Origin of the sequence: uncultured Aquimarina sp., assembly GCF_947492965.1 — a bacterium.
In the GTDB taxonomy this organism is placed as follows: Bacteria; Bacteroidota; Bacteroidia; order Flavobacteriales; family Flavobacteriaceae; genus Aquimarina.
On record NZ_CANLOZ010000002.1, the window covers coordinates 540,764 to 555,553 of the forward strand.

The 14,790-nt window shown below is 33.2% G+C and carries 16 protein-coding genes; 10 read left to right on the top strand and 6 right to left on the bottom strand.

The window, feature by feature from the left end; translation table 11 throughout:
• Nucleotides 1-23: 23 nt before the first annotated feature.
• Nucleotides 24-1,538 (bottom strand): DEAD/DEAH box helicase, encoded by a 1,515-nt coding sequence (locus tag Q1B37_RS06785; protein ID WP_299897036.1) that lies wholly within the window; start codon nucleotides 1,536-1,538, stop codon nucleotides 24-26.
• Between the two features lie 175 nt (nucleotides 1,539-1,713).
• On the opposite strand from Q1B37_RS06785, the gene Q1B37_RS06790 reads away from it, so the two are divergent.
• The 5 genes from Q1B37_RS06790 to lpdA all read left to right on the top strand — a co-directional run bounded on the left by Q1B37_RS06790 (nucleotide 1,714) and on the right by lpdA (nucleotide 5,793).
• Nucleotides 1,714-2,583: an alpha/beta hydrolase gene (locus Q1B37_RS06790; protein ID WP_299601168.1), complete on the top strand. Its 870-nt coding sequence runs from the start codon at nucleotides 1,714-1,716 to the stop codon at nucleotides 2,581-2,583.
• Nucleotides 2,584-2,655: 72 nt separating this feature from the next.
• Entirely contained in the window at nucleotides 2,656-3,141 is a 486-nt protein-coding gene (gene msrB / locus Q1B37_RS06795; protein ID WP_299601167.1) for a peptide-methionine (R)-S-oxide reductase MsrB, read from the top strand.
• An 86-nt stretch (nucleotides 3,142-3,227) separates the two neighbouring features.
• On the top strand, nucleotides 3,228-3,629 hold the full coding sequence (gene msrB / locus Q1B37_RS06800; protein WP_299601166.1) for a peptide-methionine (R)-S-oxide reductase MsrB: 402 nt from the start codon (nucleotides 3,228-3,230) through the stop codon (nucleotides 3,627-3,629).
• A 73-nt stretch (nucleotides 3,630-3,702) separates the two neighbouring features.
• Nucleotides 3,703-4,209 (top strand): hypothetical protein, encoded by a 507-nt coding sequence (locus Q1B37_RS06805; protein WP_299601165.1) that lies wholly within the window; start codon nucleotides 3,703-3,705, stop codon nucleotides 4,207-4,209.
• A 192-nt stretch (nucleotides 4,210-4,401) separates the two neighbouring features.
• Entirely contained in the window at nucleotides 4,402-5,793 is a 1,392-nt protein-coding gene (gene lpdA, locus Q1B37_RS06810; protein ID WP_299897039.1) for a dihydrolipoyl dehydrogenase, read from the top strand.
• Between the two features lie 61 nt (nucleotides 5,794-5,854).
• On the opposite strand, the gene Q1B37_RS06815 is transcribed toward lpdA, so the two are convergent.
• The 3 genes from Q1B37_RS06815 to Q1B37_RS06825 are packed head-to-tail and all read right to left on the bottom strand — an operon-like array spanning nucleotide 5,855 to nucleotide 7,629.
• Entirely contained in the window at nucleotides 5,855-6,580 is a 726-nt protein-coding gene (locus Q1B37_RS06815; RefSeq protein ID WP_299897042.1) for a diphthine--ammonia ligase, read from the bottom strand.
• Entirely contained in the window at nucleotides 6,581-6,994 is a 414-nt protein-coding gene (gene aroQ, locus Q1B37_RS06820) for a type II 3-dehydroquinate dehydratase (RefSeq protein ID WP_299601161.1), read from the bottom strand.
• The gene (locus Q1B37_RS06825) at nucleotides 6,991-7,629 is read right to left on the bottom strand and encodes a porin family protein (protein WP_299601160.1); all 639 of its coding nucleotides are present in this window, start codon (nucleotides 7,627-7,629) and stop codon (nucleotides 6,991-6,993) included. Before Q1B37_RS06825 ends, aroQ begins: the two co-directional genes overlap by 4 nt.
• A 285-nt stretch (nucleotides 7,630-7,914) precedes the next feature.
• Here Q1B37_RS06825 and Q1B37_RS06830 point away from each other — a divergent pair, with 285 nt between their 5' ends.
• The 5 genes from Q1B37_RS06830 to Q1B37_RS06850 all read left to right on the top strand — a co-directional run bounded on the left by Q1B37_RS06830 (nucleotide 7,915) and on the right by Q1B37_RS06850 (nucleotide 12,087).
• Nucleotides 7,915-8,475, top strand: a complete 561-nt coding sequence (locus Q1B37_RS06830; protein WP_299601158.1) for a hypothetical protein — start codon at nucleotides 7,915-7,917, stop codon at nucleotides 8,473-8,475.
• Nucleotides 8,476-8,682: 207 nt separating this feature from the next.
• A complete protein-coding gene (locus tag Q1B37_RS06835; protein ID WP_299897045.1) occupies nucleotides 8,683-9,216 on the top strand; it encodes a hypothetical protein in 534 nt (177 codons plus the stop codon).
• A gap of 73 nt (nucleotides 9,217-9,289) precedes the next feature.
• Nucleotides 9,290-10,186: a site-specific tyrosine recombinase XerD gene (gene xerD, locus Q1B37_RS06840; RefSeq protein WP_299897047.1), complete on the top strand. Its 897-nt coding sequence runs from the start codon at nucleotides 9,290-9,292 to the stop codon at nucleotides 10,184-10,186.
• A gap of 1 nt (nucleotide 10,187) precedes the next feature.
• Complete coding sequence (locus Q1B37_RS06845; RefSeq protein WP_299897050.1) at nucleotides 10,188-11,147, top strand: hypothetical protein; 960 nt, start codon at nucleotides 10,188-10,190, stop codon at nucleotides 11,145-11,147.
• Nucleotides 11,137-12,087 carry a hypothetical protein gene (locus Q1B37_RS06850; protein WP_299897053.1) on the top strand — a complete coding sequence of 317 codons (951 nt, stop codon included), beginning with the start codon at nucleotides 11,137-11,139 and terminating at the stop codon, nucleotides 12,085-12,087. The genes Q1B37_RS06845 and Q1B37_RS06850 overlap by 11 nt, the downstream gene beginning before the upstream one ends.
• A gap of 51 nt (nucleotides 12,088-12,138) precedes the next feature.
• Here Q1B37_RS06850 and Q1B37_RS06855 read toward each other — a convergent pair whose 3' ends face one another.
• Nucleotides 12,139-13,008: an anti-sigma factor gene (locus Q1B37_RS06855; protein WP_299601144.1), complete on the bottom strand. Its 870-nt coding sequence runs from the start codon at nucleotides 13,006-13,008 to the stop codon at nucleotides 12,139-12,141.
• 114 nt (nucleotides 13,009-13,122) lie between these two features.
• Entirely contained in the window at nucleotides 13,123-14,673 is a 1,551-nt protein-coding gene (locus Q1B37_RS06860; protein ID WP_299897056.1) for an NAD(P)H-hydrate dehydratase, read from the bottom strand.
• Nucleotides 14,674-14,790: the final 117 nt, after the last annotated feature.

Genomic DNA, 14,790 nt, shown 5'->3' on the forward strand with positions numbered 1-14,790 from the left:
ACTTTAAGGAGTATCAAACTTACCTATAAAAATAATTGATTAATCTTAGATCGAAGTTTTCTTTCGTAATCTTCTTGTAACCAATCTCTATAATTTTTTGTGCTTTTACTAATACAATAAGAATATCTACGAACTCTATATTCTATATCTTGATTTAGCAGCTTGCTAAGGATTCGTGCGTCGAATACGTCTTCGCTATTTTCTACGCACATCTTAGCATGCTGTCCGATGGATTTTTCCAAAACACTTTTGCTGCGTAATCCGTATTTTTTGGTATTTGCATATTCAGCCTCTATATCAAATTCGATATCTGTAGATTTACTAAACTCTTTACGAATCTCTTCTGGCATTACATACTTAAAATTACGCTCGATTTCTTCATCACTGACCAAACTATCATAATAAAAGTCTGGTGATCTAAATATGGATTGCCAATCAATATCACCATTCCAAAGTCCAAATCTAGCTGTATTATTTCCCATATCTATGATGGAAAATTCTGGTTTGTTAGGCAATATTCTAGAACCTCTACCAATCATCTGGAAGTATAAGGTCAATGATTTAGTAGCACGATTAAGAATAACAGTTTCTACCGTAGGTTCATCGAATCCAGTGGTCAGAATACTAACTGAAGAAAGTATCGCATCATCAGTATTCTTAAACCATTTTAGAATGTCCGCTCTTTCTTGTTTGCTATTGGTATTATCTAAATGTCTAATTGGATATCCAGCTCGATTAAACACATCATATACCTGAACAGAAGTATTGATTCCATTATTAAAAATTAGTGTTTTCTTACCTTTCGCTCTTTCTTCGTAAGCCTTGAGTAACTTATCTTGCATTAAAGCATTAGTATATAAATCTTCGGATGATTTTACAGTATAATCTCCGTTCATACCAATTTTTAAAGAACCAAGCCCAACATCATACGTAAACGTTACTGGTTTTGCTAAAAATCCTTTGTTAATTAAGGATGAAATGGTATCCCCTACTATTAGCTCCCTATAGTTATCCTTCATAGGTAGTTTCATATTAGAGCTTAAGGGAGTTGCGGTAACACCAAGAATAAAACAATTGTTAAAAAAACGAAATAACTTCCTGAAAGAATTATAATGTGCCTCATCGATGATTACCATTCCAACATTTTCAATTTCCAATTGGTCATCATTCAATCTGTTATTTAGTGTTTCTACCATCGCTACAAAACACATATATTCATGCTGATCTTCTAGCTTTTTTACATTACTGTTAATGATCTTATTTTTTACATTAAATTCAGTAAGCATTCTAGATGTCTGATCACAGAGCTCTATTCGATGAGTTAGAACAACTACTTTTTTCTTAGTAGTTTCGATATACCTTCTTACAATCTCCGAAAAGATTACCGTTTTACCACCACCTGTTGGTAATTGATATAATAAATTATAACTATTAGGAAATTCGTTTAGACGCCCAAAAATTTTATCAATATCTCTCGCTTGATAATCATAAAGTACTTTCTGTTCCTTTTTTTCTATTTCAGAGGGCGGTACCCGCATGCCGTTTTAGTTAAGAGTAAACTACAAAATTAAATACTTTATAAGCGTCTAAAAAAGAATTTATAAAATATATTTTGCTTATATTTTTAAGCTTTATACAAATGTTAATTAATCACAATATTTAGCTCTACTAATTCTGATGAATTAATTTTAAAGTGTATTTCAAAATCGCATAGTGAATAAAATTGATAAAGATCAAATACCTGTTCAGGCATTATTAATCCCAAAAACAATTTTGTATACAGGTAAAATTCTAAATTGGATTTCTCCTTTTTTAGCGTCTAGGTTTGGGGCTCGATTATTTTTAACTCCCTTCAGATATAAACGGCCGGAGCGAGAAAAAAACATGGCTTTAGAAAGCAAGAAAGAAATCATTACTATCAAAAAAATAAATAGAGAGGTTGTGGTATATAATTATGGTAATGCTGATACCAAAGTTTTATTAGTGCACGGATGGTCAGGCAGTGGTACACAATTATCTATGATTGCAGATCGATTGTTGGACAAAGGATTTAGCACGGTTAGTTTTGATGCTCCAGCGCATGGTGAAGCTCCTGGAAAAAGAAGTAATATGCTTCACTTTATAGAAGCAATTCACCAATTAGAAAAAACTCATGGCCCTTTTACAGCTGCCATAGGCCATTCTCTTGGAGGAATGTCATTATTAAGAGCTACTAAATTTGGATTAAACATCCAAAGACTTGCTATTATTGGAACCGCTAATAGTATCACTAAAATAACGCAAAACTTCGCGAAAAACTTACAGCTAAAACAAAAAACAGCGAAATTGATGAAACGATTTTTTGATAAACATTATGGAGAAGATCTGGACAATTATTCTGGTGGTGTGTCCGCGGAAGGAGTTAAAATACCCACATTAGTCGTTCACGATAAACAAGATGTTGATGTGCATTACAATGATGGAATAGAGATTCATAAGAAATTAGAAAATGGAACATTATTACTAACAGAAAAACTTGGCCATAGAAAAATTCTTGGCAATCAAGAAGTCATCAATAAAATTGTAGACTTTGTTGTAGTTTGAGATAAATAGTATTGTTATGAAACCTCATAATCAACGACTATTGATAAGAAGTAAAAGAAAAAATTGAATACCATGAAAAAATTAATATTGTTATGTGTGAGCATACTTGTAATAAGTTGTACAGGAAACGCACAAAAAGACACGAAAAAAGAAAAGAAAGAATATGCTATTACTAAAACGGAACAAGAATGGAAAGAAATTCTTACGAGTGAACAATATTACATACTAAGACAAGCCGGTACTGAAAGACCATTTTCCAGCCCTCTTAACAAAGTATATGCAGATGGAACTTTTTATTGTGCAGCTTGTAATACTGCTTTATATGAAAGTAAGCATAAATTTGATAGTGGAACAGGATGGCCAAGTTTTGATAGGGCTGTTAAAGGGAATGTAACCGTAGATGTAGATTATAAATTAGGTTATGCTAGAACCGAGTTATTATGCAATACCTGTGGAGGTCATTTAGGTCATGTATTTAATGATGGTCCAAGAGAAACCACTGGACAGAGACATTGTATTAACGGGGATGCATTAGTGTTTCAACCAAAAAAGAAATGATAGAATAAGTAATTTGGATTCAGTTCGTACTTAATCTAAATGATCATAATTGTGAATCTTTTGATTACTAAAAAAACAACAAATAGATGAAAAAATATCCGTTCTATAAAACTGAAGAACAATGGAAAAAGGATCTAACCGAAGAGGAATACAGAGTATTAAGACAAAAGGGAACGGAAAGACCTTTTACCGGAAAATATAACATCCATTCTGAAAATGGCACTTACAAATGTATGGCCTGTAATACACCATTGTTTGAAAGTTCCTCTAAATTTGATTCAGGATGTGGTTGGCCTAGTTTTGATGAATCTATCGAAGGAAGTATTGAATACGTTAGAGATACTTCTCATGGAATGATCAGAACTGAAATATTATGTGCTAATTGTGGAAGTCACTTAGGACATATATTTAATGACGGACCGACAGAAACAGGACAACGTTATTGCGTAAATTCTGTAAGTATTGATTTCGATCAATCTTCACAATAAAAACAAATAACTAATTTTTGGAACGCTTATTGATACATACTTCTCATATCAAAACAACAAATAATTACACATTATGAAAAAGATTTTTGGACTTTTATTTTTCGCAACATTATTATTTACTTCTTGTGAAGGTGATCCAGGACCTCCAGGACCACAAGGTATTCCGGGTCAAGATGGAGAAATTGGAACTACATATGAGTTCACAACTAGTTTTACTCAGGCAAATGATTTTGGGCATCGTTTCTTTTTTAACGAAAACATATTTGATTCTGACGTAGTATTAGTATATAGATTAGAGGCCGTGGATAATGGCTTAGACGTTTGGGAACCGCTTCCAACAGCTACTATATTTATAGATGATGGGAATGGCGGTGATATCACTGTTCTTTACCGATTTAACTTTACAGTTGGAGATGTAGACGTATTGTTAGAAAGTAATGCACCTGATTTAGTACCGGCAGATTTGACTACTAATCAAACGTTTAGAGTGGTTGTTGTGCCTGCAGCTTTTGCAGAAAATACAGATATCAACCTAGCAGACTTTAATGAAGTTCAAGCAGCTTTAAATTTAGAATTTTAATCCTATAAATATTTTAGCAATCACGCTAGATATTCTAAAAAAGTAAGGAAAATACCAAAAAATTAACACTATCGTTACGATAGTGTTTTTTTATGATATTTATTGGGTAATTATTATGAAAATGGAATTCCCATTTCCTTTTTAGGTTAATCGAATTATCCGTAAATTCGTGTCTTCAAAAAATTCACATTTATGAGCGCATATGATATTATCGTATTAGGAAGTGGACCTGGTGGTTATGTTACTGCTATTAGAGCTTCTCAATTGGGGTTTAAAACTGCTATTATAGAAAAAGAAAGCCTAGGAGGTGTTTGTTTAAATTGGGGATGTATCCCTACCAAAGCATTATTAAAAAGTGCACAGGTATTTGATTACCTAAAACATGCTTCAGATTATGGCTTAACAGTTGAGAAATTTGATAAAGATTTTGATGCGGTTGTAAAGCGCAGTCGTGGTGTAGCTGAAGGAATGAGCAAAGGTGTTCAGTTCCTCATGAAAAAGAATAAAATAGATGTAATCGAAGGGTTCGGAAAGCTGAAAGCGAGTAATAAAATTACTGTAACTGACAAAGATGGAAAAGCATCTGACTATGAAGCAAAACATATAGTAATTGCTACTGGAGCAAGATCCAGAGAATTACCAAATTTACCACAAGATGGTAAAAAAGTTATAGGATACCGTGATGCTATGACTTTAAAATCTCAGCCTAAGAAAATGATTGTAGTAGGTTCTGGTGCCATAGGTGTTGAATTTGCTCATTTTTACAATGCTATGGGAACAGAAGTAACGATAGTGGAATACCTTCCTACTTTAGTTCCTCTAGAAGATGAAGAGGTTTCTAAACAATTCGAAAGAAGCTTTAAAAAAGCTGGAATAAAAGTAATGACAAATTCAGCAGTAGAAAGTGTTGATACTTCTGGTGATGGAGTAAAAGCTACTGTAAAGACAAAGAAAGGTGAAGAAATTCTTGAAGCTGACATCGTTTTATCTGCAGTAGGAATTAAAACCAACATAGAAAATATTGGATTAGAAGAACTAGGAATCGCTACAGATAGAGATAAAATCGTAGTAAATGATTGGTATCAAACTAATATTCCTGGTGTTTATGCTATTGGTGATGTTATAGCTGGTCCAGCTTTAGCACATGTGGCTTCTGCAGAAGGTATTACTTGTGTAGAAAAAATCGCTGGTATGCACGTTGAAGCTATTGATTACGGAAATATTCCTGGTTGTACATATGCTTCACCAGAAATCGCAAGCGTTGGTATGACCGAAAAACAAGCTAAAGAAGCTGGCTATGAATTAAAGATTGGTAAATTCCCATTCTCAGCTTCCGGAAAAGCAAGTGCTGCTGGAACGAAAGATGGTTTTGTAAAAGTAATCTTTGATGCCAAATATGGAGAATGGTTAGGATGTCATATGATTGGTGCTGGTGTTACTGATATGATCGCAGAAGCGGTATTAGGTAGAAAATTAGAAACTACTGGTCATGAAGTACTAAAAGCAATACATCCTCATCCAACAATGAGTGAAGCTGTTATGGAAGCTGTTGCTGATGCTTATGATGAAGTGATTCATTTATAAGACGACTTAATAATACAAAAACAAGCACCTTATCTTTTTCGATAAGGTGTTTTTTTATGATTTATACAGGGACTAAATCACAATACCAAAAAGAGGTATCCCAACTTTTACTATCACGATCCGTATAACAATTGTCATCATCATCCGAAGGCTTATAATTTCGTAAGACCTTCTCTCCTATTTCAAAATTGATAGGCTTTTCAAAAATCGGTCCATCAAAAACAAACGTATGAAATTCACCATTTTCGCCACATGGATCTACGTTTTCTGGTAAATCCCTTAAAAAGTCTCGATTCAGTTCTCTTCCACAGAAGGATTCATCCAGATAATTAGCATTTACACAGACCGTAATCGCCCTAAAACCAAGATCTATAAATTCTTCTAACAACACTTTAGTATCCCTCTTCCAAATAGGAAAAACACCTTGTATACCAACAGTTTGTAATTGGTTTTCTCTATATGCTTTTAGATCTTCCAAGAAAATATCTCCAAAACAGCAATGAGTATAACCAGAATTCTTTAGCTTATTGACTTCTGTATGCATAATCTCATCATACAAACTCATAGATACTTCAGCCGGAAATTCAATTTTGTGTAGTGGGATGTTAAGACTTTTAGCTTGTTGTTCCAATAAAGACACTCTTAATCCATGCATAGATACTCGACCGTAGTCCTTATTAACTGTAGTTACCAAAGTAGAAATATCATATTCTTCTTGTTGTAGTATATAATACAATGCCAAAGAAGAATCTTTTCCGCTGCTCCAATTAAAATATGTCTTATGCACTTATAAAAAACTTTGAATAGCTAATACATAGCTTTGTAAGCCGAAACCAAGAATAACACCTTTGGCGTTAGGAGATATATATGATTGATGCCTAAACTCCTCTCTTCCGAAAGTATTAGATATATGAACTTCTACAACTGGCACAGCAACTGCTTTTATAGCATCTCCAATGCCTATAGAAGTATGTGTATATGCACCTGCATTTAAGATTACTCCATCAAAAGTATCATCTGCTTCCTGAATCTTCGTAATCAATTCCCCTTCAATATTAGACTGGTAGTATACTAATTCTATATCCTTAAATTTTTCTTGCAGAGTTCCAAAAAACTCTTCAAAAGATTGATTTCCATATATACCAGGCTCTCGTTTTCCTAACAGATTTAAATTAGGCCCGTTCAAAATTAAAATTCTCATTCGTACGCTTCTCGTATTACTCTTCTATTATTTTTTGTTTTAAATAAATACCCTACAGATAACTGCGCTATAGAATTTCTATTAGTAACATCTATAATTCCTGGATCATTGATATTCGTTAAACCAAGATTATATCGCAATTGAAAAAACAGACCACTTTCCAATTTGTAGCCAGCACCAAAAGCCCAACTAATATCCAGATCTCTAAAAGAATCAAAAAACGGATCATTATCGGCTACATCATCATTTCCTATAGTCGTTAATAAAGAAAACTGTGGCCCCGTTTCTAAACTAATGTTATCAGTGATATAAAATTTAGAAATTATGGGTAAAGAAATATAATTTAAACTTATCGTTTGCTCTACTCCTGCTACATCTGTTTTATATCCTTGTGCAGAATATAACAGTTCTCCCTGAATATAAAACTTACTTGATATAGGATATTCTACTACGGCACCAAGATGTATTCGTACTCTCCCACTTACATCATCCGCATCTCCAAGGATACTACTATAGTTTACACCTCCTTTAAAACCTGCACGAGCATATAATGGATCTTCATCCGAAATCTTTTGAGCACTCACCATTGAAATACTCAAAATTGCAACTACAAAAACAATAATCCTTTTCTTCATATTATTAAAATAGGTTAATACTCAAAAGTAACTTTATTTTTTGTAAACCTATTCAAGTAATTTAAAAACTATAAGAGTAAATGGTTTCAATAATCCAATATTTACAACATTCCTATTCTAAAGTGTGACCAAAGAAAATTAGAGAATGTTAAATATTTATCATGATTATCTGATTATAAACATCTTAAAAATAACAGCAAAAAAATGTCTGAAATTTTCAAAAAAACAGAGTAACAAAACAACCTATAGTGTCACTAATGGGATATAAACAAATAAACAAACAATATGAAAAAAATGATTTTAACTGCTATTGCAGTGTTCACATTAAGCTTTATCAATGCACAGGATAACGAGCAAACTTCTAAGGGGAAATTCCTTGTGGAAGGGAATACCAATTTTGGAGGAATTGAATTTATAGGAATATCTAATGGTAATGCTGCAAATACAGGGTTTTCATTCTATAGTTTTGAAGATGAAGGACCTTCAGGGTTTAATATTGGAGCTGAAGCTGGTTATTTTATTATTGATAATTTAGCGCTAAAACTTGGTCTAGGCTTTGGATCTTTTAAACCAAATAACGACTCTGATAGTAGTACCTCATTTAGCTACAAAATTGGTGCAAAGTATTATATTATAAGTAAAATACCTGTTCAGGTAGATTTTACAGGTGCAAGTATAGAAGATGCTGAAGACAATCCATCATTTATAGGATTACAAGGTGGTTACGCTTTATTTTTAGGAGATCATATAAGTGTTGAGCCTGGTTTGAGATATAATTTATCAACCGATGATGAAATATATTCAAGCTTCTTGCAGTTAAATGTTGGTTTTGCTCTGCACTTTTAATAAAAATCAAATACCAGCAAGTAATAAACCATTTCTGAAATAGGAATGGTTTTTCTTTTTTTGGTCCATCCACATCCATAAAATCTATACATTATTTAAAATCCCCAATTTCAGGGAAACAATTGTTTAAAATCTACCTGAAAACAGTGACTATTTTCTTTTTACACTCTTCTAATTTTGACTTCGAATTTTAAACAAACAATTATCATGAAAAAACTATTATTTACAGTTGTTGCTGTACTTTCGTTTACTTTTATTTACGCTCAAGATGGTGAGCAAACCGCTAAAGGAAAATGGCTTATCGAAGCAAATACAAATTTTGGAGCTGCTCATACAGCCAACACAGGGATTCAATTCACTTCTTTCTCGGATGATGCTGGTTACATTTTTAACATTGGTCTAGAAGGAGGATATTTTATTATGGATAATCTGGCATTAAAAGCTGGACTTGGGTATGGATCTATAAAGGCTAATTCTGATGCCGATGCTGTAGACAGATTTAGTTATAAAATTGGTGCTAAATATTATATCATTGGATCTATACCAGTACAGGTAGATTATAGTGGTGTAAGTACAGATGCAGATGAAGATCCTTCGTTTTTAGGAGTGCAAGGAGGATATGCTTTCTTTATAGGAGATAACGTTAGCATAGAACCTGGATTACGATATAATGTAAGTTTAAATGATGATTTCTTTACAGACGCTTTTCAATTAAACATAGGATTCGCGATACATTTATAAAAAACATTACCCCCTTAAACCTATTAAACCATCTTGATTAGATCAGGATGGTTTTTCTTTTTATATTAGACCAATGAAATGGAGTCACGCAATAAAAGATTACGAACATTACCTGCGTATAGAAAGAGGACTTTCAGATAACTCTATCATTAACTATAGTTTAGATATTCAGAGACTAATCAAATATTTAGAGTCGCAGGATATTAAGACCGGTCCGCTCTCCATAGAAAAAGAAATACTACAACAATTTATTTACGAAACTGCTAAACTAGTAAATGCTCGTTCTCAGGCACGTCTGATTTCAGGATTAAAAAGTTTCTTTAATTATTTATTATTCGAGGATTATCGTGAAACCAATCCGATGGATCTTATCGAGGCTCCCAAAATAGGAAGAAAGTTACCTGATACACTATCGTTAGAAGAAATTGACCTTATTATTTCCAAAGTAGACTTAAGTAAAGCTGAAGGTGAACGTAACAGAGCTATTATAGAAACTCTTTATGGCTGTGGACTACGTGTTAGTGAGCTGATCAATCTAAAACTATCGGATCTTTTTTTTGAAGAAGGTTTTATTAATGTTACGGGAAAAGGTGACAAACAAAGATTTGTTCCTATTGGAGATATTACCAAGAAATACATCAACATTTATAAAGATGAGATTAGGAATCACCTTAACATTCAATCTGGTCATGAAGACACTTTATTTCTAAATCGTAGAGGAAGACAATTAACAAGGGCTATGATTTTTACGATTGTAAAACGTCTTGTGGAAAAAGCGGGAATTCAGAAGAATATTAGTCCTCATACTTTTAGACATTCATTTGCTACACATCTATTAGAAAATGGAGCCGATTTAAGAGCCATACAATTAATGCTGGGACATGAGAGCATTACAACAACAGAAATTTATATGCATGTCGATCGAAGCCACTTAAGCGAAGTAATGAACACTTATCACCCAAGAAGATAATATGGTACTTAATTACTTAAGATACTCGCTGATTTTAACAACTCTCTTAGGTGGCTGTTCCATATATTCTCAAAGACTTAGTGCAGATGGTGGTATTATCCTCAAAGCGGAAATTACTATCGGCAATCAAAACCAATGGTTAAAATTAGGGGCTTCTGGTTTTGGTACACTAAATTATGGTGATATCTCTGTAGAAAGTGGTTTATCATTTCTCTCCTATCAATTCCTTAAACGACATACTGTCCAAACCTATGGATTTGCATATACCTATGAATTCTTTGCACTTGCTGGAATTGGTAAGAACAGTAACCTTCTTGGATCTACAGTTTCGAATGTAAATACCACTATTATTTATAATCCAAAAGGAGAAGGTGGCTTTCAGGGATTAGGTTTTGGATTTAGTAAAGATTATTTACCGGGAAAACTAAAGTCTTATGGACTCAGACGAGGTGCATTTTTAATGAGATTTAGCAACGCCAGTCACAATATTCATTTCTCTTTTCAAAACGATTTTAGTATTGGATTGTTCAAAGGTTCAGGAACAGACTACGGCGTTACAGGATCTTTAGACATTGGTTTTACAAATATTAGAGATGTCGAAACTGTACAAAAATTTGGTTTTGGTATTGATTTATTTACCGCAAGGCCCAATTATAGTGTTGCTCCAAGAAACCCTATTAATTCAGATGATGGAAGAAAAAACGTTTGGTTTACCTTACCTCCTTTCAAAGAATTATTCTATGGCAACTTATATGGCTATGCTACGCATCAAGAGAATGATTATAATGTACACGTTAAAATGGGAATTAATAGTCAAAAAGCTGGAGCATACATTCAGAACATATTACATGATGGCTTAGGATTAAATCCAAGATTTCCTTGGCAAGTAGACACTAAAGACAAGATTTTTATCGAAGCTTCTGGAAATATATTTCTTAAAACCACTACTAATGAGGAATAATATCAGATATATATTCTTAAGTACATTAGTATGTTTATGCACTAGCTGCTCTACGTATACTACATTTTATAGTAAAACTCACAAACAAGTAGTTGGAGAAAACATTTCTAAAATTCATCGATTAGATGTAAGCAATCAAAATCTAACCGAACTACCAGCAAATATTGAGCAGATCAAAGATTTACGAATGATTAATCTAAGTAACAATCCAGATTTAGATCTAAACAATACGTTTGAACGTTTATCAGTGCATACTAATCTCGAGGTACTAATCTTAGATAGTTTGGATATTAATATAATTCCAGAGTCTATTTCGCAATTCAAAAATTTAAAACAAATTTCTTTGGCGCATAACACAGATTTATTAATAGATGTAGCTCTTTCTAGACTTTCGGAATTACCAATTGAATTTCTAAATCTGGCAAATAACAATCTTACGATGCTTCCAGAAAATATTATAAATCTTACAAGCCTCAAAGACTTAAATTTATCGTATAATAATATGAAAGACCCTAAAACCTATAACTTATTAGGGCAATTACCCAAATTATATTCTTTATGGATTGATCACAACGAATTAGAAACTTTACCTGCTACTATTGGTAATCTCAAGCAAATTCGATTCCTATATATTGATCACAATAATTTAGCCTATATGCCCGATTCGATCATAGATATGAAAAAATTATGGGTGATACATGCAGGATATAATAAGTTTAAGAAACTTCCAACCGTCTTTGCAAAAATGAAAGTATTGTTAATGGTTCATATTAATAATAATGAGATTACAACAATTCCTAAAATCTATGAAACAGAAAAATATCCATTAGCTGGATTACTTTTAGACAACAATGCATTTTCCAAGGAAGAAGTGGAGCGTGCAAAACAGATTTTTAATGGTTTTTTCCTTCTCTCTTTTGAACAAAAAGTATATAAATAAAAAAACTCCCATAATCGGGAGTTTTTCTATATATAATAAGAAACTATATTATTAATTAGGTCTTGTTACTGTTCCAAATGGTCCAGTTCCGTTAGGTCCTAATGTATTTAATGCTGGCGCTAAATCCTGACCTGCAGTACCTGTTAAAGGCTTAAAGAAAAACGGTTCAGCCTGATCATAATCTGGATTTGGCTCAACAGAAATTACCACTTGCTTACCTCTTACATCTCCATCCTGTGGAAATGTTAGTGGTGATGGAGCATTATTAATAAAGTCTTCGCCTGGGAAGTCTGGAGCTGTTTGATTCCCGCTATATGGAGAAGCATCATCTACACCAGATAAACTAGAAAAAGTACCTGTAGAAACAGGAACATTATTAATAACTACCCATCCTTCATATTTCCAACCTTGTTGAAGTGTCGGTAAATTTAAACCAGCAACTGGAGAACCTCCATTAGGATTCATAAACCAGATTCCGTTTTGATCGTTATCCGGGTCAGTATCCGTTGGACTAGCCATTACAAACTCACCAGAAACAGATGTGAAATCACCTATAACATTAGTTACTCTTACTTCTGCAGTAGTCCCATTGAAATTACCACTCAATATTTTGGTATCAGATGGTCCTGGATCAGTATCATTTGGTGGTTCAACAGATAGCACGAAAGAAGTAGCATCTTCTAGTTGACTTGCAATAGCAACAAAATTTTGAGTATTTGCAGTACTAGTAAACTTTCCAGTTGATATTGGATTTCCATCTACTATGATCCATCCTTCATAGGTAGCACCATTAGTTAATGTTTCCAATCCTACCACTTCCATAGTCAATGTTGCCACTGGTGGTCCGTCGTCACTTGAGCAGGAAACTCCTAATACTCCTAAGGCAATTGCAGCTATTGCCATCATCTTTTTTTTCATCATTTTTTGCTTTTTTTAATTTAATTTTTGACAGTATGGATATCATTATTCAAAGTAACTACAAAAAGTCAATAAAATTGTACGTTTTTAACGTTATTTTTTGACGTTAAACTAGGATTATGATGATCTTTGTGATCCCTGAGGTGGAATTTGTTGTGGTTTTTTAAACAATTCTAAATACGCCTTTCCTATATGAGCGACAATATCACTCGCTAACAAGCCTTGATATCCAGCACTTTGCACAACCAAGTCTCCCGACATTCCATGTAAATACACTCCAAATATCGCTGCGTGTAGAGGATCATAGCCTTGTGCCAATAATCCTGTAATAATTCCTGTAAGTACATCACCACTACCAGCAGTAGCCATACCCGGATTTCCAGAAGTATTCACATAAATTTGGTCTTGATAAATAATCAGACTATTCGCTCCTTTTATTACAACAATAGCATCATATTTCTTGGAAAATTCTTTTACTCTATTGATTTTATCAAAATCATCTTTCCAATCTCCTATTAATCTCTTTAATTCTCCTGGATGAGGAGTTAGTATTGTTTTAGGTGGTAAGTATTCCAAAAGCTCTTGTTTTTTGGATAATATATTGATCGCATCGGCATCGATAACTAAATTACTTTTATTTTCCTTCAGTAATGCTTCAAAGCCGTTGATAGTTTTCTCTCCGGTTCCTAGACCAATACCAATACCTATAGCTGTTGGCTCAAAATTAATATCTATATTGGATATATAGTCATCTTCTTCGTCAGTAATTACCATAGCTTCGGGAACTGACGTTTGTAAAATCTCGTATCCACATTCTGGAATATATGCAGTAGCCAATCCTGCTCCTATTCGTAGGGAAGATTCGGTAGCTAAAACTACACTTCCCATTTTCCCATAACTACCTCCTATAATAAGACAATGACCATAGTCTCCTTTGTGCGCAAATTTGTGTCTTGGTCGATATAGAGAAAGTAATTCATTTTTTCCAATCAAATCAGCAAAACCAGGTGTCTGAGCAATAAACTCTCTACTTAATCCAATATCAATAACCTCTAAATCCTGAGAATACTGGCCAGTTTCTGGTAGAAAAAAAACAAGTTTTGGCAGTTGAAAAGTAACTGTTGTAGATGCATAAATAACACCTTCCTTATCTTCTGGAGCTTTATCAGCATATAATCCAGAAGGCACATCTATGGATAGTGTAAAACTTCTTGCAGCATTAATATGCTTGATTAGATTGATAACCCAAGGAACTATGGGTCTATTTAATCCAATACCAAAAATAGCATCTATGACCATATCTTGTGGACTAATAGTAGGAAAATCATCCTCAGACTTAATTTGGGTTGGCCATTCAGAAGCTATTTCTTTTAATCTATCATAATTGACCAAAAAGTTTTTAGATCTTTTATCACTAAAATTTACAATATAAGTTTTAACATGATACCCATGTTCTACTAATAATCTAGAAATCACCAATCCATCTCCTCCATTGTTTCCTATTCCACAAAAGACATGAATAGGAATTGGTGCTCCTTGTAGTCTTTGGTGTAATACGTTAAAAATTTGAGTGGATGCTCTCTCCATCAAATCTAAAGAGGTAATGTTTTGGGTCTGGATGGTTATTTCATCTGCTTTTCGCATTTGATCAGCGGAAAATATCTTCACAAGCTTTAATTTTAATTAATTAACTAAAAATATTAGGTACTAACGTAAACAACCTTTTACTATTCTTTTTTAAGAATGCCTTAACGAATCAGGTGATAAATTAGAGTATTAATAAAA